At 59.6% G+C, this 16,677-nt stretch carries 13 protein-coding genes and 1 pseudogene; 11 read left to right on the top strand and 3 right to left on the bottom strand.

All coding sequences use genetic code 11. The features are described 5' to 3' along the window. Positions 1–400: 400 nt before the first annotated feature. Complete coding sequence (locus MKP05_RS18285; protein WP_240569583.1) at positions 401–766, bottom strand: OmpW/AlkL family protein; 366 nt, start codon at positions 764–766, stop codon at positions 401–403. A 15-nt stretch (positions 767–781) separates the two neighbouring features. Continuing rightward, entirely contained in the window at positions 782–982 is a 201-nt protein-coding gene (locus MKP05_RS18280; RefSeq protein ID WP_240569582.1) for a hypothetical protein, read from the bottom strand. Between the two features lie 470 nt (positions 983–1,452). Here MKP05_RS18280 and MKP05_RS18275 point away from each other — a divergent pair, with 470 nt between their 5' ends. The 11 genes from MKP05_RS18275 to MKP05_RS18225 all read left to right on the top strand — a co-directional run bounded on the left by MKP05_RS18275 (position 1,453) and on the right by MKP05_RS18225 (position 16,155). Next, positions 1,453–1,872 (top strand): RT0821/Lpp0805 family surface protein, encoded by a 420-nt coding sequence (locus MKP05_RS18275; protein ID WP_240569581.1) that lies wholly within the window; start codon positions 1,453–1,455, stop codon positions 1,870–1,872. Then, positions 1,869–3,581, top strand: a complete 1,713-nt coding sequence (locus MKP05_RS18270; protein WP_240569580.1) for a polysaccharide biosynthesis/export family protein — start codon at positions 1,869–1,871, stop codon at positions 3,579–3,581. Before MKP05_RS18275 ends, MKP05_RS18270 begins: the two co-directional genes overlap by 4 nt. Positions 3,582–3,857: 276 nt before the next feature. Then, positions 3,858–4,010 (top strand): four helix bundle protein, encoded by a 153-nt coding sequence (locus tag MKP05_RS18265; RefSeq protein ID WP_240569622.1) that lies wholly within the window; start codon positions 3,858–3,860, stop codon positions 4,008–4,010. Positions 4,011–4,120: 110 nt separating this feature from the next. Then, complete coding sequence (locus tag MKP05_RS18260; protein ID WP_240569579.1) at positions 4,121–4,933, top strand: ABC transporter permease; 813 nt, start codon at positions 4,121–4,123, stop codon at positions 4,931–4,933. Continuing rightward, positions 4,930–5,856, top strand: coding sequence for an ABC transporter ATP-binding protein (locus tag MKP05_RS18255; protein ID WP_240569578.1), 927 nt, complete (start codon positions 4,930–4,932; stop codon positions 5,854–5,856). Before MKP05_RS18260 ends, MKP05_RS18255 begins: the two co-directional genes overlap by 4 nt. Positions 5,857–5,919: 63 nt before the next feature. After that, the gene (locus MKP05_RS18250) at positions 5,920–7,002 is read left to right on the top strand and encodes a KpsE/RkpR family capsule polysaccharide export protein (RefSeq protein ID WP_240569577.1); all 1,083 of its coding nucleotides are present in this window, start codon (positions 5,920–5,922) and stop codon (positions 7,000–7,002) included. 52 nt (positions 7,003–7,054) lie between these two features. Continuing rightward, on the top strand, positions 7,055–7,510 hold the full coding sequence (locus tag MKP05_RS18245; protein ID WP_240569576.1) for a hypothetical protein: 456 nt from the start codon (positions 7,055–7,057) through the stop codon (positions 7,508–7,510). A gap of 42 nt (positions 7,511–7,552) precedes the next feature. Continuing rightward, a complete protein-coding gene (wecB, locus tag MKP05_RS18240) occupies positions 7,553–8,677 on the top strand; it encodes a non-hydrolyzing UDP-N-acetylglucosamine 2-epimerase (RefSeq protein ID WP_240569575.1) in 1,125 nt (374 codons plus the stop codon). A gap of 133 nt (positions 8,678–8,810) precedes the next feature. Next, on the top strand, positions 8,811–10,091 hold the full coding sequence (gene wecC, locus MKP05_RS18235; protein ID WP_240569574.1) for a UDP-N-acetyl-D-mannosamine dehydrogenase: 1,281 nt from the start codon (positions 8,811–8,813) through the stop codon (positions 10,089–10,091). 105 nt (positions 10,092–10,196) lie between these two features. Continuing rightward, positions 10,197–14,891 carry a glycosyltransferase gene (locus MKP05_RS18230; RefSeq protein ID WP_240569573.1) on the top strand — a complete coding sequence of 1,565 codons (4,695 nt, stop codon included), beginning with the start codon at positions 10,197–10,199 and terminating at the stop codon, positions 14,889–14,891. Further along, on the top strand, positions 14,881–16,155 hold the full coding sequence (locus tag MKP05_RS18225) for a hypothetical protein (RefSeq protein ID WP_240569572.1): 1,275 nt from the start codon (positions 14,881–14,883) through the stop codon (positions 16,153–16,155). The genes MKP05_RS18230 and MKP05_RS18225 overlap by 11 nt, the downstream gene beginning before the upstream one ends. A gap of 103 nt (positions 16,156–16,258) precedes the next feature. Here the strand turns inward: MKP05_RS18225 and tnpA are convergent. After that, positions 16,259–16,549, bottom strand: a pseudogene (gene tnpA / locus MKP05_RS18220) (IS200/IS605 family transposase); the annotation flags it as partial. Positions 16,550–16,677 lie beyond the last annotated feature (128 nt).

The raw sequence follows: 16,677 nt of genomic DNA, 5'->3' as shown, positions 1-16,677 counted from the left end.
AGGAAGCCCAGGCTCATCAGTCACGAGCAAAGCGCTAATCGAAAATGAAGAACGGACGAACCTCAACAGGCCCGGGGGTGCATGAATCGGGTGAAACGCAAAAGCGCCAAGGGAGGAGAGGTTGTATGTGGTCAATGAGGAAAAGGCATCGCTGAGTGGCGATCCCGCGCGCTATGTGCTGGTGATGTCGTGTGTCGTGATGGCCGCCCACTCCCGCCTAGTCAGTTCCCCATGGTCGCCCCGTTAGGGGAGCCTCTCTCTGCCTGTCCGCTGCTCGGAGTCTCAGCGTGTCGTCACTCGCTGTCAGCAAGGCGTTAGGCTCAACCCTAAAATGCCGGGCCCCTGAAGGGCCCGGCAATCAATGAGGCAGAAGCTAGTCGACGGGGAGGGGATGTCCCCGTTAATAGAACCAGTAGGTCAGGCCGGCACCGATGATAACGGGGTCGAGCTTGGTGGTGCCGATGCTCTCACCGTTGTTCTCCACCTCGGCGTCCACGTCGGCCCAGCGGGCGTAGCCGGTGGCGCTGAGGTTATCGGTCAGGGTCAGGTCAACGCCTGCCTGGCCCACGACGCCGTAGTCGTCATCGATATCGATGTTGTACGGGTCAACCTCGTCGATGCTGGAGTAGTTCACGCCCAGGCCAACGAACGGATGCACGCGAGCTTCCTCGATGCCGCCCAGCGGGTAGTAGTTCACCAGCAGGTTGACGGGCATGCGGTCGACGCTGCCCAGGTCGTTGCCGGCCAGGCCGAAGCCGTGATCCACGGGCTCACCGAGGCCCTACTCCATCCCCACCTTGTCGTGGAACAGGTAGCCGCCTGCCAAGGAGAAGCCGCTCTCGTCGGAGATGTTGTCGGTGGTGACATCAGCTTTTTCGAAGCTGCCGCGAACATAGAGATCGCCCGCCTGGTAAGCCATCGCCTGGCCGGTGAAGGTCACGCCGGCGACGGCAACGGCGGTAAGGAGTGTCAGCTTGCGCATGAGAGTCCTCCTGGGAGCCCGGCCCGGTATATCAGGCCGAGGATGTGGGCAATCCATCAGCAAGCACGGTATGAGAAACGCTGTTTACTTCTGCCATCCCTAAAGTATGGCTGCGCTAATACTGCATGGTTCATGTAAGAGAAGGCGTACATGTGTACGACATCGCCCTAAGTTACTTTCCGAGATTTACGTTGGTGTCTGACTCCAAAATCTGCTGAGGGGGCTGACCCCGGAATCGCGGGTGGTCGCTAGCAGGCTCAGCGCATAGAATGGTCCCCCGTTTCCGTCGGATGAAATTCCTCGCTACAGGGTGTGGCGGGGCAAGCTATTGTTTTTTAAGGGCAAGGGAAAAGCCCGGCGACAATCCCTGGGCGGTAGCGTGTCTGGCCGTTTCCTGTGCCTTGCGGCTGTCTCATCCTTTTTTCTGGCGGGCCGGTGCCGCATCAGCTCCAACACCTGAGAGGCTATCCATGAGGACCCAAGACGCTCATAAGAAAGTGCGGGATGGCGCGCGCCTGGCGGTAACGCTCGCTCTAGTTGCCGTGCTGGGCGGTTGCGCCCTGCAGCCCGCCCCGCAGTCCAAGGATGCCGGCTCGGTCGTGGCCGGCGGTGAGCGTGGCAAACGGCTGGGTGCCAACCTCAGCGACTTTCTTGCGCAGTCCAGCGGCGGGGCGGCCATTCAGCTGGCCGAAAGCCCCTGGGGGCGGGATGTCGAAGTGGTGGCCGATACGAGCTATTTCGCGGCCAGTGGACGCCCCTGCCGTGAGCTCACCGTTCGCCACGCGGGCCGCCAGGCCGAGCAGGGCGCCATCGCCTGCGAGACCGCCACCGGCGCCTGGGTCGTGCGTCGGCAGGTGACCCAGGCACTGACCCAAGGAGGCGCTCGATGATGATCGCCATGCCTCGAACCCTCTCCCGCCTGACCATGGCGCTGATCCTGCTGGGCCTACCCACGCTGGCCAGCGCCCAGTCGATCAGCTTGCCCGGCAATATCCTGCCCGACGAGCAGCAGAGCCAGGGCACCCCGGACCAGGTGCAGGAGGGGCCCCGCGCGGACTGGCGCAGTGCCAACTATGGCCCGGTGCCCCAACAGCAGCTGGATTCTGCCACCGAGGCCCTGCCGCCGTTCGGCGCCAACCTCTTCGAGGGCGGCTTCCGCGGCACCCGTGCCGATGGCCTCAATCCCGGCTACACCATCAAGCCCGGCGACGAGGTCACCCTGCGCGCCTGGGGCGCCGCGGAGATCGACCGCGTGATGCCGGTGGACGCCCAGGGCAACATCTTCATTCCCGCCATCGGCCCACTGCGTGTGCAGGGCAGCACCAGCCAGCAGCTTGATGCCAAGGTGCGTCAGGCCATCAAGCAGGTCTACCCCGAGGATGTAGAGGTCTACACCAACCTGCAGGGCGTGCAGCCGGTGGGCGTGTTCGTAACCGGCTACGTGGAGAACCCCGGCCGCTATGCCGGTACCCCCAGCGACTCGGCGCTCTACTTCCTCGACCAGGCCGGCGGCATCGACCAGGCGCTGGGCAGCTACCGCCGGATCCGGGTGGTGCGTGACGGCCGCACCCTCGACACTCTGGACCTCTACGATTTTCTGCTCGACGGCCAGCTGCCCCGGCCGCAGTTCCGCGACGGCGACACCATCGTGGTGGAAGAACGCGGCCCGGCGATCGCCGTGGTGGGCGACGTGCAGCGTGAATACCGCTATGAACTGCGGGGCGACAAGCTTACCGGTGGCGAAGTGATCCGCCTGGCGCGCCTGCAAAGCGGTGTTTCCCACGTGCTGCTGCGCGGCTCCCGCGACGAGGGCCCCATCGCGCGTTACTTCCCGCTCAACGCCTTCAGCGGCCAGACGGTGCGCAGCGGTGACGAGGTGCTGTTCAGCGTCGACCAGCGCGACGAGACCATCGTCGTCGAGCTGGAAGGCAGCTACTACGGCCCCTCCCGCTATGCCCTGCCGCGCGACGCGCGCCTGGGCGAGCTGCTCGATGCCATCGCTGTGCCGAAGGAGATGACGGCCGTGGAAAGCATCTCGCTCAAGCGCGAAAGCGTGGCCAAGCAGCAACGCCAGTCGCTGCAGGAGAGCCTACGCCGCCTGGAGACCACCTACCTCGGCGCCTCCTCGGCCACCAACGAGGAAGCCCAGATCCGCGTCCGCGAAGCCGAGATGATCCAGCAGTTCGTGGAGCGCGCCCGCGACCTGGAGCCCAGCGGCCGCCTGGTGGTGGCCCATGACGGCCCGGTGAGCGACATCCGCCTGCAGGACGGCGACGTCATCACCATCCCCGAGGTCAGCGACTCCATCTTGATCAGCGGCGAGGTGGTGGTGCCCCAGGCCGTGGTCTACCGCCCCGGCATGTCCGCCATGGATTACATCGAAGGCGCCGGCGGCGTCACCCAGCGCGGCGATGACGACCATATTCTGGTGGTGCGCCAGAACGGCGCCGTGCGCAATGCCGACGACGTGGCCCTGCGTCCCGGCGACGAGATCCTGGTGATGCCCGAAGTGCCCACCAAGAACCTGCAACTGGCCACCAGCCTCACGCAGATCCTCTACCAGATCGCCGTGGCCACCAAGGTCGCCGTTGACTTGTAAGGGGTGAGCGCTTGGCTGGCCAGCGCGCCGCGCGTTGGTGAGTAGTAAATAGTGAGTGATAAGAGGGGAAGCGGTGATGCGGAAGCATCAGGAACTCAGAGCCTGGAAACAGGCGATGGATCTGGTCGAGCAGGTATATCGCGAAACCAGAGCTTTCCCTGACGACGAGCGCTATGGTCTGACTAGCTAGATGCGTAGAGCTGCTGTCTGGGTGCCAAGTAACATTGCAGAAGGTGCTGGCAGGGGGGCAGCACCAATTACTTCATCCGCTTCTTGATGATCGCCCGCGGCTCCTTGAGCGAATTGGAAACCCAGCTTCTTATCGCCCAACGTCTCGGCTACCTCATCGAAAGCGCACCACTAACAGACCTTATCCACCGAGTATCTGCTCAATTAGGTGGCCTCATCCGACACCTCCAGACCCGCTAACCACTCACCACTCACCACTCACCACTCACCACTCACCACTCACCACTCACCACTCACCACTCACCACTCACCATTCACTACTCACTCTTCACCCCTCACCGCGTGCCGTAATGACTCAGCCAACAAACCCCGGTACCTCCGCTTCCCGCACTCCCTGGCAGGTCACCCGCAGCGTGTGGTACGCCATGTTCATGCGTGAGGCCATCTCGCGCACCATGGCCGACCGCATGGGCTGGTTCTGGATGATCGCCGAGCCCATGGCGTTCACCCTGTTGATGGTGGGTATCCGCTCATTTCTCAGTGGAGATCGGCTCGTTGTCAACGCCGAATTCATTCCCTGGATGATCACCGGCCTGATGGGCTTCTTCCTGATCCGCGAGGGCATGATGCGCGCCCTGGGGGCGGTGAATGCCAACAGTGCCCTGTTTGCCTACCGCCAGGTGCAGCCGGTCGACCCCGTGCTGGTGCGCAACGTGCTGGAAGGCCTGCTGCGTACCTTCATCTTCCTGCTGTTTATCGTCGGCGCGCTGATGCTGGGCACCGATATGGTGCCCGACAACGGTATTCGCGCCATGTTCTGGTGGCTTAGCCTGTGGGGGCTGGGCCTGGGGGTGGGGCTGATTACCTCGGTGGCCGGCACCCTGGTGCCGGAGGTCGGCACGGTATTGCGCATGATTACTATGCCTTTGCTGATTATTTCTGGGGTGGTCTTCCCGCTCAACAACCTGCCGCACTGGCTGCTCGAGTACCTGATGGTCAACCCTATCGTCCACGGGCTGGAGCTGCTGCGGGCGAGCTTCTTCGAGGGCTATCAGGTGGTGAATGGCACCAGCGCCACCTACTTCTGGATGTTCACCTTAGCCTCGCTCGCGATAGGGCTGCTGATGCATGTGCGCTTCAAGGAAAGGCTGAAGGCGAAATGATCGAGATACGGGGTCTCTACAAGCGCTACCTCAATCATCGTGCCAGTGCCTGGGTGCTCAAGGACATCAACCTGACCATTCCCAGAGGGGTCAGCGTGGGCCTGCTGGGGCGCAACGGTGCCGGCAAGTCGACCCTGCTGCGCCTGATCGCCGGGATGGATGCCCCGAACCGGGGAGAAATTCAGCGCCGGTGCCGGGTGTCCTGGCCGATTGGCCTCTCGGGGGGCTTGCAGGGCTCCATGACCGGCCGCCAGAACGTCAAGTTCGTGGCACGGGTTCACGGTGGGCGACAGAACGAAGAGGGGATCATTCGGCGCGTGCAGGAGTTTGCCGAGATCGGCAAGGCCTTCGATCGTCCCGTTCGCACCTACTCCAGCGGTATGCGTTCACGTCTCAACTTCGGCCTTTCGCTGGCGTTCGACTTCGACGTCTATCTCTCCGACGAGGCTACCTCGACGGGGGATCGCGGGTTCAAGCAGAAAGCGACCAAGGCCTTCAAAGAGAGGGTAGGGCAGGCCAGCCTGATCATGGTCAGCCACAGCGAAGGCATCCTCAAGGACCTCTGCCAGGCGGGGGTGTATCTCAAGAATGGCCAAGCCACCTGGTACGACGATATCAACGATGCCATCGCCGCCTATCACGAGGAAACCGGGGGGCCAGCCAAGCCCAGCCCTGCGCCCAACGCGGCGAAAGCCGCTGACAAGCCGAGCAGCGAGCCGACTCTCCCCGAGGGACTGGCGCAGCTACGCCAGTGCAAGGCGAAGTTCGACACCGCCAAGGCGGAACTGGAGCAATCCCGGGGCACTGATGCGCCCGCTCAGGAGATCAGTAGCCGGGAAGAGGCCGTGCGCGTTGCGCGCGAACATCTGTATACCGCCCGTCGCCAAGTTCAGCTGCTGCAACCCACGCCGGATGATGATTGAGCTCAGCTCGTAGCCCTCGCTTTTCCATTCACCCGCCTATTCACCAATCCGAGCCCTTTTCCCATGAAAGGATTCATCAAGTCCCAGCCACACTGGGCTCTGGCCCTTCTGGCTATTGTGCTAGTCAGCCTCTACTGGTTCCTCTGGGCCGAGGATCGTTATCTCTCCCGCGCCACCGTGGTGCTGGAGAGTCCGCAGATCGCCCAGCCGGAGGTGAGCTTCTCCTCGATCCTGACCGGCGCGACCGGCGACAAGGACCTGCTGCTGCTGCGCGAGCACCTGCTCTCGGTGGACATGCTCAAGCGCGTTCAGGAGGAACTCGACTTCCGTGGCCACTACAGTGAGCACGGCGACATCTTCGCCCGTCTGCGCGACACCGAGGGCCCCATCGAGGACTTGCACCAGTACTACCTGCGCCGCGTCACGGTGGAAATGGATGAGTACGCCGGGGTGCTCAAGATCGCCGTGCAGGCCTATACCCCTGAATTCGCCCACCGCATGGTGCAGTTGCTGCTGGAAGCGGGTGAGGCCCACATGAATGATATGGGGAAGCGTCTCGCCGAAGAGCAGGTGGCCTTTCTGGAGCAGCAGCTGCGCCGCCTGGAAGGCCGCCTGGACGAAGCCCGTGCCGCACTGCTGGCTTTCCAGAACAAGGAGGGGCTGGTCTCGCCCACCAGCACCGTGGAGAGCATTAACCAGGTGGTGGCCACCCTGGAAGGCGAACTGGCCCGTATTCAGGCCCAGCGCAAGGCGCTCTCCAGCTACCAGAGTGCGCAATCCGCCGATATGCGCCGGGTGCAGTCCGAGATCGAAGCCCTGCGCGAGCAGATCGAGATGCAGCGCGATCGCCTGGCCCAGGCCACGGGAGAGTCACTCAACCGCATCTCATCCCAGTACGAAACCCTCGAGCTCAAGGCCCAGTTCGCCCAGGAAACCTACTCCAGCGCCCTGGCCGCCCTGGAGAACACCCGCCTGGAAGCCGCCCGCAAGCTCAAGCAGGTCAGCGTACTGCAGAGCCCGCTGTTCCCGGAATACGCCACCAAGCCGGATCGGCTCTACAACGCCACGGTATTCGCCATCGTGGTCATCTTTCTGGCATTCATCCTCAGTATGCTGGTGCTCATCATCCGCGACCATCGGGATTGAGAGCGCACTTCCATGACTCCTACCGTTCACCCCTCACTTCATACACAGGCCCATGACTGACGTAGAGCTTCTGCAATTCTCGCCGCTGTTTGACCCACAGTGGTACCAGGAACGCTACCCCGACGTTCAGGCGCTGGATCTCACGCCTGAACAGCATTTCCTGAAATATGGCTGGTGGCTGGGGCGCAACCCGGGGCCGCAGTTTTCCGTGCCGGCTTATCTGGACAAGTATCCGGATATCCGCAAGGCGCGTGTCAATCCGCTACTGCACTTCATCGAGCAGGGGGAGGAGGAAGGCCGACAGGCCCAGCCGGTAAGCGAGCCCGGCGCGGCAGTCGCGGCACCGCTGGCATCATTGCCCGCGGATACGCCCCCTGAACCCCCGGCCGATGCCGTGCCCGCCGACCCAGCCCAGCGCACCGAGCGTCAACTCGCTCACACTCAGCAGCTGCTTGAACACTATTACAACCGCAGCCGAGAACTGGAATTCCGCCTGCAGGGCCTGTGACCCGAACCCTCATCGCAACGCTTGACCACCCCAGGGAAGATCATGAAAGTCCTCACCGTTTTCGGTACCCGCCCCGAAGCCATCAAGATGGCGCCGCTCGCCCTGCAGCTCGCCGCCGACGAGCGCTTCGACGCCCGCGTCTGTGTTACCGCCCAGCACCGCGAGATGCTCGACCAGGTGCTCGGCCTGTTTGAACTCGTCCCCGAGTACGACCTCAACCTGATGAAGCCGGGCCAGGACCTCAACGATGTCACCACCGGCATCCTGCAGGGCATGAAGGGCGTGCTGGGCGAGTTCCAGCCCGATATCGTGCTGGTTCATGGCGACACCGCCACCACCTTCGCCACCACCCTGGTCTGCTACTACCAGCAGATCCCGGTGGGCCACGTGGAGGCCGGCCTGCGCACCGGCAACCTCTACTCGCCGTGGCCGGAGGAGGGCAACCGCAAGCTCACCGGGGCGCTCGCCGCCGTGCACTTCGCCCCCACCGCTACCTCCCGCGGCAACCTGCTGGAAGAGGGGGTCGACCCCGCCACGGTTCACGTTACCGGCAACACCGTGATCGATGCCCTGCTCGAGGTGGCCAGCAAGCTCGAGAGCAATCATGAGCTCGCCGCCGAGCAGGCCGCCCGCTTTCCCATGCTGGAGGACGACAAGCACTTGGTGCTGGTGACCGGCCACCGCCGCGAAAGCTTCGGCGGCGGCTTCGAGCGCATCTGCCAGGCCCTGGCGGACACCGCCCAGGCCCACCCCGAGACCCAGATCCTATACCCGGTGCACCTCAACCCCAACGTGCGCGGACCGGTCAACCGCCTGCTCGCCGGCATCGACAACGTGCACCTGATTGCACCCCAGGACTACCTGCCCTTTGTCTACCTGATGAAACGCGCCCACATCATCCTCACCGACTCCGGCGGCATCCAGGAAGAGGCCCCGTCGCTCGGCAAGCCGGTGCTGGTAATGCGCGACACCACCGAACGCCCCGAAGCCGTGGCCGCTGGCACTGTCAAGCTGGTCGGCACCGACGTGAGCACCATCACCGGCGAGCTCACCCGCCTGCTCACCGACCAGGCCGCCTACGACGTCATGAGCTACGCCCACAACCCCTACGGCGACGGCAAGGCCTGTCAGCGCATCCGCGATGTCTTGAGTGAGGGGAAGGTGTGAGGAGTGAGGGGTGAGGGTTAACTCCTCACCTGGCGAAGCCGGGCCTACTCATCACAAGCGCGAAGCGCGCTAACACCTCACGCCTCGCGCCTCACCGGCGCAGCCGCACCCCTTACACCTCACGGAAGAATCCATGCAATTCAACACCATCTCCATGATCGGCCTAGGCTACATCGGCCTGCCCACCGCCGCCGTTTTCGCCTCCCGCCGCAAGAAGGTCATCGGCGTGGACATCAACCCGAAGGCCGTCGACACCATCAACCGCGGCGAGATCCATATTGTCGAGCCCGAGCTCGATATGGTCGTCCACGCCGCGGTGAAGGAGGGCTACCTGCGGGCCACCACCACGCCCGAGCCCGCCGATGCCTTCATGGTGGCCGTGCCGACCCCCTTCCATACCGACGAGAACAGCCAGAACCACAAGGCCGACCTCAGCTACATCCAGGCCGCGGCGCGCTCCATCGCCCCGGTGCTTCAGCCCGGCAACCTGGTGGTGCTGGAATCCACCAGCCCGGTGGGCGCCACCGAGCAGATGGCCGCCTGGCTGGCCGAGGCGCGCCCGGACCTCACCTTTCCGCAGACCCACGGCGAGGCCTCGGATATCCGCATCGCCCACTGCCCCGAGCGAGTACTGCCTGGCCACGTTATCCGCGAGCTGGTGGAGAACGACCGGGTGATCGGCGGCATGACCCCGCGCTGCGCCGAGGTGGCCTGCAAGCTCTATGAGATCGTGGTGGAAGGGGAGTGCGTGGCCACCACCGCGCGCACCGCCGAAATGGCCAAGCTCACCGAGAACAGCTTCCGTGATGTGAACATCGCCTTCGCCAACGAGCTCTCCACCATCTGCCACGAGCTGGATATCAACGTGTGGGAGTTGATCGCCCTGGCCAACCGCCACCCGCGGGTCAATATCCTCACCCCCGGTGCCGGCGTGGGTGGCCACTGCATCGCCGTGGACCCCTGGTTCATCGTCGATGCCTGCCCACAACAGGCCAAGATCATCCGCGCCGCCCGTGAGGTGAACGACGCCAAGCCCCAGTGGGTGTTGCAGCGGGTCAACGACTCCCTGGCCTACTATCACCAGGCCCACCCCCAGGCCCGTCGTAGCGACCTCACCGTGGCCTGCCTGGGCATCGCCTTCAAGCCGGACATCGACGACCTGCGTGAAAGCCCCGCCCTCGGCATCGCCCAGCAGGTCGCCGAACTCGGCTGCCGCCTGCAGGTGGTAGAGCCCAACGTCGAAGCCCTGCCGGAAGCGCTCCGCGGACCCAACGTCGAACTCGCCACCCTCGACGAAGCCCTCGCCCAGGCCGACGTGATCTGCGTACTTGTCAAGCATAAGCCCTTTATCAAGGAAGCCGACGCCGTTCGCGCCAAGGAAACCGTTATCGACGCCGTCGGCCTTCTCGGGTAGATCGCCTGGCGCTTTCCTGCATGATCCCGACTATGGTGGGAGCCCGATTTATCGGCGATCAGCGGCTTCCCCCCAGCCTCCACCAGCACAGCACATCGGAACCCCATGGACGACCTTCTCCATCTCGCTACTCAGTTAGCCAACCAACCCTCCACGCCCCTGATCGCCCCGATTCAGGGGCGTGTTGCGTATGTGGTCAGCCACGGCCAGAGCTACGCCAGCAACGGCTACGCCGTGCGTACCCAGGGCATCGCCCAGGCGCTCAACCAGCACGGCCTGGAAACCCTGTGCTTCGTGCGCCCCGGCCGCCCCTGGGAGCTGGGCGTGGCCCCCGGCAGCGTAGGGCCGGAGAGCGTGGTGAAGGGCGTGCGCTATATTCACAGCCCATGGCCGCGCGGCAACGCCCCCCAGGGGGTGCGCGAACGCATCGTTGCCATGGCGGAGCGCTTTATCGAGCTGTTTCGTGTCTACCGCCCCCAGGTGGTGCTGGCCGCCTCCAACCATGAGATTGCGCTACCGGCGCTGATCGCAGCGCGCAGGCTGGGGCTTCCGTTCCACTATGAAGTGCGGGGGTTCTGGGAAATATCGCGTACCTCGCGAGATCCGGACTGGCACGACACGCCTGACTTCATGCGCCACCACAACCATGAAAGCTGGGTATGCAACCACGCCGACAGGCTCTATACCCTCAACCGATTCATGTGCGAAGAGCTGGTGAGGCGAGGTGTCGCGGCACAGCGAATCATGCTGGTGCCCAACAGCGTGACTGAGCTACCGACACCCCAGTCGGCAGCAAATCAGCAGCTGAAAGCGTCACTGGGGATTCCTGAAGATGCTTTCGTGGTGGGCTATATCGGTGCCTTGGCCGAGTACGAGGGCCTGGAGTTGATGCTGGAGGCGCTGGCAAAGCGTCAGTGCCAGTCCGTCCATGCGCTGATTGTCGGCGGCTACAGCCCTGTTAGCCAGCCTGGCCAGAGCAGGAGTGAGCCTATCATCGAGCAGCTCGCCTCACTCGCCAAACGCCTCGGCGTGGCCGAGCGCGTTACCTTTACCGGCCGGGTTCCGCATGAGGCGCTGGGCGACTATTTCGGGCTGATCGATGCCACGGTGATTCCTCGCAGACCGCTACCGGTATGTGAGCTGGTCAGCGCCATCAAGCCGCTGGAGTACCTGGCCTGGGGCAAGCCGGTCATCGCCTCCGATGTCGCCCCGCAGGCCGAGCTGCTGGAGCATGGGGAACTGGGCTGGCTTTTTGCCAAGGGGAATGCTGATGCCCTGGCAAACACCATCCAGGCAGTTCGCAACGCCTCCCCCGAGGCGCGCCAGGTAAAGGTGCGCAAGGGTCGCGAAGCCATCAAGCGCCACTACCTATGGCACCAGGGGGTCCGGCCGATGGTGAAGGGGCTGAAGGGCGAGCCCCTGGCAACCAAGGGCCCCAGAGTGGCCTGCATCATGGATAACTTCACCTACAGCTCCTACAGCCCAGAGGCCAACTTCTTCCAGCTGACGCCGGAACACTGGCAGCAGGAGCTGGAGGAGTTCAAGCCGGAGCTGCTGTTCATCGAATCCGCATGGCGCGGCAAGGACGAACTGTGGGGCAGCAAGGTAGGCCACAAGAGCCAGGAAGTGCAGGGCATTGTGGCCTGGTGCAATCAGCACGGCATCCCCACGGTGTTCTGGAACAAGGAAGATCCGATTCACTTCGAGACCTTCCTGAACACGGCCAAGCTGTTCGACTTCGTGTTCACTACCGATCTGGACTGTATCCACCGCTACAAGGCGGCGCTGGGACACGACAACGTCTACTTCCTGCCCTTCGCCTGCCAGCCGGCCCTCACCAACCCAGTGGAAACCTACTTGCGCAAGGAGGCCTTCTGCTTCGCCGGCGCCTACTACGTGCGCTACCCGGATCGCACCAAGGACCTCGAAACCTTCGTCGAGGAGTTCCCCAAGTTCAAGCCGCTGGAAATCTACGACCGCAACTACGGCAAGGACGACCCCAACTACCAGTTCCCGGAGAACTACCAGCCCTATATCGTAGGCACCCTGCCGTTCAGCGAGATCGACAAGGCCTACAAGGGCTACCGTTACGCGATCAACCTGAACTCCATCAAGCAGTCGCAGACCATGTTTGCACGCCGGGTGTACGAGCTGCTGGGCAGCAATACCATTACCGTCAGCAACTTCTCACGGGGAGTTCGCCTGCTGTTCGGTGAGCTGGTGTTGACTTCGGACAGTGGCGGCGAGATCGTTCGCCGGCTGCAGGACCTGGAAAGCAGCGCCGAACATGCTGACAAGTTCCGCCTGGCTGGACTGCGCAAGATCCTCAGCGAGCACACCTATCAGGCCCGTTTCGATTACATCCTCAGCAAGGTGACCGGCAAGCGCCATGAGCACCCGCTGCCCGAATATACCGTGGTCAGCCTGGTCAATAGCGTTCAGGAGCTAAGCAACATCCTGGACAACGTGTCACGTCAGCGTCACCTCCCGGCCAAGCTGGTAGTCGTCACGGGGGCGGGAATCACTACGGCCGACGCCGAGGCGCAACTCGGCCAGCTGCCGGAGGGCATCGGCATGGAGTGCCTACCCTTGGCAAGCTTGGAAGGCTGGGCGCTGAAGCGCCTCGCCAAGCCCGGTACCTGGCTGGCGGCATTCAGCCCGAATGACTACTACGGGCCCAACTACCTAGTGGATATGGCCCTGGCGACACGCTTTACCGAGGCGCCGATGATTGGCAAGGCGGCCTATTACCAGACCGGCACTCAGGGCATTCAGCAACAGCACGCGGATCAGGCCTACCGAGCCGGTAGCGAACTGCCGTTGCGGGCCGCTGTGCTGGCATCCAGCATGCAGCTTGGCCAGGCCAGCGCCTGGGTCAAGGGAATTGAATCGGCGACCTATACTGGAGCCAACCAGCAGGCGATCGATGCCTTCAACTACTGCCGTGACTGTCTGAGGGGGCAGGCCGGAAACTGTAGCGAGGCACAGGAGGCACAGGAGGCACAGGAGGCACAGGAGGCACAGGAGGCACAGGAGGCACAGGAGGCACAGGAGGCACAGGAGGCACAGGAGGCACAGGAGGCACAGGAGGCACAGGAGGCACAGGAGGCGCTGCAGGCCAGGGTAGACGATGCCAAGTTTGATACCGGCATTCCGCTGGCAGAGCTCGAACAGCAGGCAGAAAACACCGGGCCAGCCACCAATAGTGCCGAGAAGATTCCAAGCTTTTCCCCCGCTGAACTGAAAGAGATCTTTTCCAACCCGGGAACGGCCAGCAGCAAGATGGCGCTGACCGAAGAGGGGCTGGAGGTGACCTCGATGCTGGGAGACGGCAAGCATGAATATATCTACGTCAAGGAAGGCAATAATCTAACACTGGAGCAGTTGGGGAAAGGCAACATCAAGGATGGCAAGCTGCCGCTGCACCTTGAGATGACGCCAGGGCTAAATCTTACCTTTGTGATCATCTTCTTCGATGCCAAGGGTAAGCGGCTCCATCACTACATTGTTCAGGCCAACAAGAACAATCTGCTGGATGTTCCAGAGGGAGCAGACATTGTTCGATTAGGCTTCCGTGTGTATCAGGGTGGCGAGTGTGTAGTGAAGCGCTTGTTGGTAGGTGAGAAGGATCTCTCGCCAGAAAATGTCATGGGCCGCTCCGATGTACTGCTGGTAACCAATCACTACCCAAGTTATGACGACCTGTATCGCAATGGGTTCGTGCATAGTCGAGTGAAGGCGTACAAAGAGCGCGGTGTTGAAGTCGATATTTTTCGTTTCCGTAAGGATCAGGCAGTCAGTTGGCATGAGTTTCAGGATGTAGACGTGATTACTGGCTCACCTCTCGCACTGCGCCGCATGCTGGAGACTGGGAAGTATCGACATGTACTTGTTCACTTCCTTGATGCAGACATGTGGGGGGTGTTGGGTGAGTTTATTAATGATATTAAAATGACTGTATGGGTGCATGGGGCTGATATTCAGCCGTGGTATCGCCGCAAATTCAATATCGAAACCCCTGAGCAGGAGAGAGTGGCCAAGGGGCGCAGCGAAGAGCGGATGGCATTTTGGCGGAGCATTCTCTCGCCTATGCACAAGAATCTTCATTTGGTGTTTGTTTCCAACTATTTTTCTGAAGAGGTAATGGAGGATCTTGGGTTCACGCTGCCTGAAAATCAGTACCATATTATTCATAATCCAATCAACACAGACCTCTTTAAGTATAAAGGAAAAGATCCAGAGCTGCGCAAGAAAATCCTCTCTATCCGGCCTTATTCATCACGTGTATATGCTAATGATCTTGCGGTAAAATGCATTCTTGAGCTTTCAAAAGAACCCTTTTTTGATGAGCTCGAATTCAGAATCATTGGTGATGGAAAGTTATTTGATGAAACTGTCGATCCATTGCGTGATTTCGATAATGTCATCATTGAAAAGAAGTTTTTGAGCCAGCAAGGAATTGCTGATTTACACAAGCAATATGGAGTATTTCTGTGTCCATCAAGAATGGATACTCAAGGGGTTTCTAGGGATGAGGCGATGAGCTCAGGTTTGGTTCCAGTTACTAACGATGTTGGGGCTGTGGCAGAGTTTGTGGATGGTATTGGTTTGGATTTAGCTGAGCCTGAGAGCTACTTGGGGTTGAGGGATTCTATTAAACTATTAATGGAAAATCCGAGTGTGTACAGTGATCTTTCATTAACGTCAAGTTCATATGTTAAAGAAGGTAGGGGGATGGATTTGATAATTTCTAAAGAGGTTGGTTTGTTTGGTTTTGCAAGGGGGCGGCATGACTCATAAAAGAATTGAAGAGCCACTATATGACATCTTGTCGAGTGATTGTTTAAAAAATAGTTTTGAGGCGTATTTTAAGAATGTCGGCTTCACCAGCGATGAGGAAGTTATCGTCTTCGACTTGGTGGTAGCTTATTTTTATTTCCAGTTCAAAATAACAAAAATCAATTCATATATCTATAAGATATGTTCGTTGTATAAGAGGAGGTATAAAAGAAATCATCCTGACATTGTTAAATATTCATTTGAGGCGCTAGAGAATAAAGAGCAGGCGGATGCTGTTGTTTATTATTGTAGTTCTTTGATTTCCAATAAGGAGGAAGCATATGCGATGGAAAAGCTAAGGGAGCTTTCGCATATTCTTTCTGATGATAATAACAAGCTTATTGTTGAGATATATCTTGCGACTTTGTCATGGAGGAAAAGTGACTTCCAATCTTACCGTGATGGGATAAAAGGCTTTCTTGAAGCTAAGGAGAAGGATTTCAATCCCTATGTCTCAATACCTTGCTCCACTGTGTATTTAGGTGATGAGAGACCGCGTCGTGTATTCAACGGGATATTGAGCCGCTTAGATGAATCTGTTTGTGATTTAGAGGATAAAGATGTTAGTTACTGCATTACGGTTTCTTGCGATAGTAAATATTTCGATATTTATTGGGATTATTTTTATACAAGCTTAAGGTCCACAGGAGATAACTTTTATTGCCGGGTTGTAGTGACTGATTCTTTGGGGTGGTGCCCAGAAGTGGATGATGATAGGTTTTATATCAAGGAGCTTGGCATGGAGGGCCTGGGCGAAAATGTTGGCCCAATATCCTCCGCTCTTAGGTTCTTGAGTGCTTATCAGCTGTTAGATAAATATCATGTTCCAGTGGTGGTTAGTGATTTTGATTGTGCATTTAAGTCGCATGGGTTAGAAGGGTTGATTAGTGGTCTGGCTGGCAGTGCCGCTGGTCTTAGGTTGCTTAATAAAAAATTAGTAATGCCGTGGGAGTATATTACTGCTGGTTTTTCTGTTTTTATGCCCAAAAGAGATTCTTTCTACTTCTTGGAGATAGTGGTTAATTTTCTTTCAGGAGTTTTGGTATCCGGGCCTGCCCAGTGGTGGGTTGACCAAAATGCCGTTGAGTGTGCACATAGATTTACAGATTTTAATGGATTTGTTGATATAAAGTCGATAATAGACCGTTATGTAGTTATACCTACTGGTTCGGCTGATACAAAGAAAAAGATTCTAGAGAAAGCTGTCCAGGAGGCCGGATTTTAATGTCATGAAGTAGCAAAGTAAGTATCCCCCGGCAAAGCCGGGGGCTTTATATTGTTAGCCCCTCAAAGGGGCAAGAACCTGAGCCGCCTGAAGGCGGCTATTTTCACATGCCGAACTTGAGCTGATCATAATCCTCATCGGACTTTTCTTGGTTACGGATGTAGGCACGGACCATATCTTCATCAAGCCCGACTGTCGAAACAAAGTAACCTCTTGCCCAGAAGCTCTCGCCTGTGAAGTTTTTCGCCCTACCCATAAAGTTCCTGGCTATCGAAATTGCGCTTTTCCCTTTGATATAGCCAACAACGTGTGACACAGAATGCTTTGGTGGAATGCTGATGCACATATGGACATGGTCACGCATCAGGTGGCCCTCCACGATCTGGCACTCCTTCTCCCCTGATATTCACCGGGCAGCCCTGGAAATGAAGATGGCGGTTGGTATCCTACTGATAAATCAGAGAGTTCCTGGCAGAACCTGATTCAGGAGGACCAACCGCCATGGGTGAAACCCTAACGACC

The sequence above is a fragment of the Halomonas flagellata genome, from assembly GCF_022487945.1.
GTDB lineage: Bacteria > Pseudomonadota > Gammaproteobacteria > Pseudomonadales > Halomonadaceae > Halomonas > Halomonas flagellata.
Note: the sequence above shows the minus strand (reverse complement) of the source record. Positions and strands in the feature narration are given on the sequence as shown.

Coding starts and splice junctions, on each gene's coding strand:
- MKP05_RS18275 (WP_240569581.1), top strand. CDS start 1,453: ATGAGGACCCAAGACGCTCATAAGAAAGTGCGGGATGGCGCGCGCCTG.
- MKP05_RS18230 (WP_240569573.1), top strand. CDS start 10,197: ATGGACGACCTTCTCCATCTCGCTACTCAGTTAGCCAACCAACCCTCC.
- wecB (WP_240569575.1), top strand. CDS start 7,553: ATGAAAGTCCTCACCGTTTTCGGTACCCGCCCCGAAGCCATCAAGATG.
- MKP05_RS18250 (WP_240569577.1), top strand. CDS start 5,920: ATGAAAGGATTCATCAAGTCCCAGCCACACTGGGCTCTGGCCCTTCTG.
- MKP05_RS18260 (WP_240569579.1), top strand. CDS start 4,121: ATGACTCAGCCAACAAACCCCGGTACCTCCGCTTCCCGCACTCCCTGG.
- MKP05_RS18280 (WP_240569582.1), bottom strand. CDS start 982: ATGCGCAAGCTGACACTCCTTACCGCCGTTGCCGTCGCCGGCGTGACC.
- MKP05_RS18265 (WP_240569622.1), top strand. CDS start 3,858: ATGATCGCCCGCGGCTCCTTGAGCGAATTGGAAACCCAGCTTCTTATC.
- wecC (WP_240569574.1), top strand. CDS start 8,811: ATGCAATTCAACACCATCTCCATGATCGGCCTAGGCTACATCGGCCTG.
- MKP05_RS18255 (WP_240569578.1), top strand. CDS start 4,930: ATGATCGAGATACGGGGTCTCTACAAGCGCTACCTCAATCATCGTGCC.
- MKP05_RS18225 (WP_240569572.1), top strand. CDS start 14,881: ATGACTCATAAAAGAATTGAAGAGCCACTATATGACATCTTGTCGAGT.
- MKP05_RS18270 (WP_240569580.1), top strand. CDS start 1,869: ATGATGATCGCCATGCCTCGAACCCTCTCCCGCCTGACCATGGCGCTG.
- MKP05_RS18245 (WP_240569576.1), top strand. CDS start 7,055: ATGACTGACGTAGAGCTTCTGCAATTCTCGCCGCTGTTTGACCCACAG.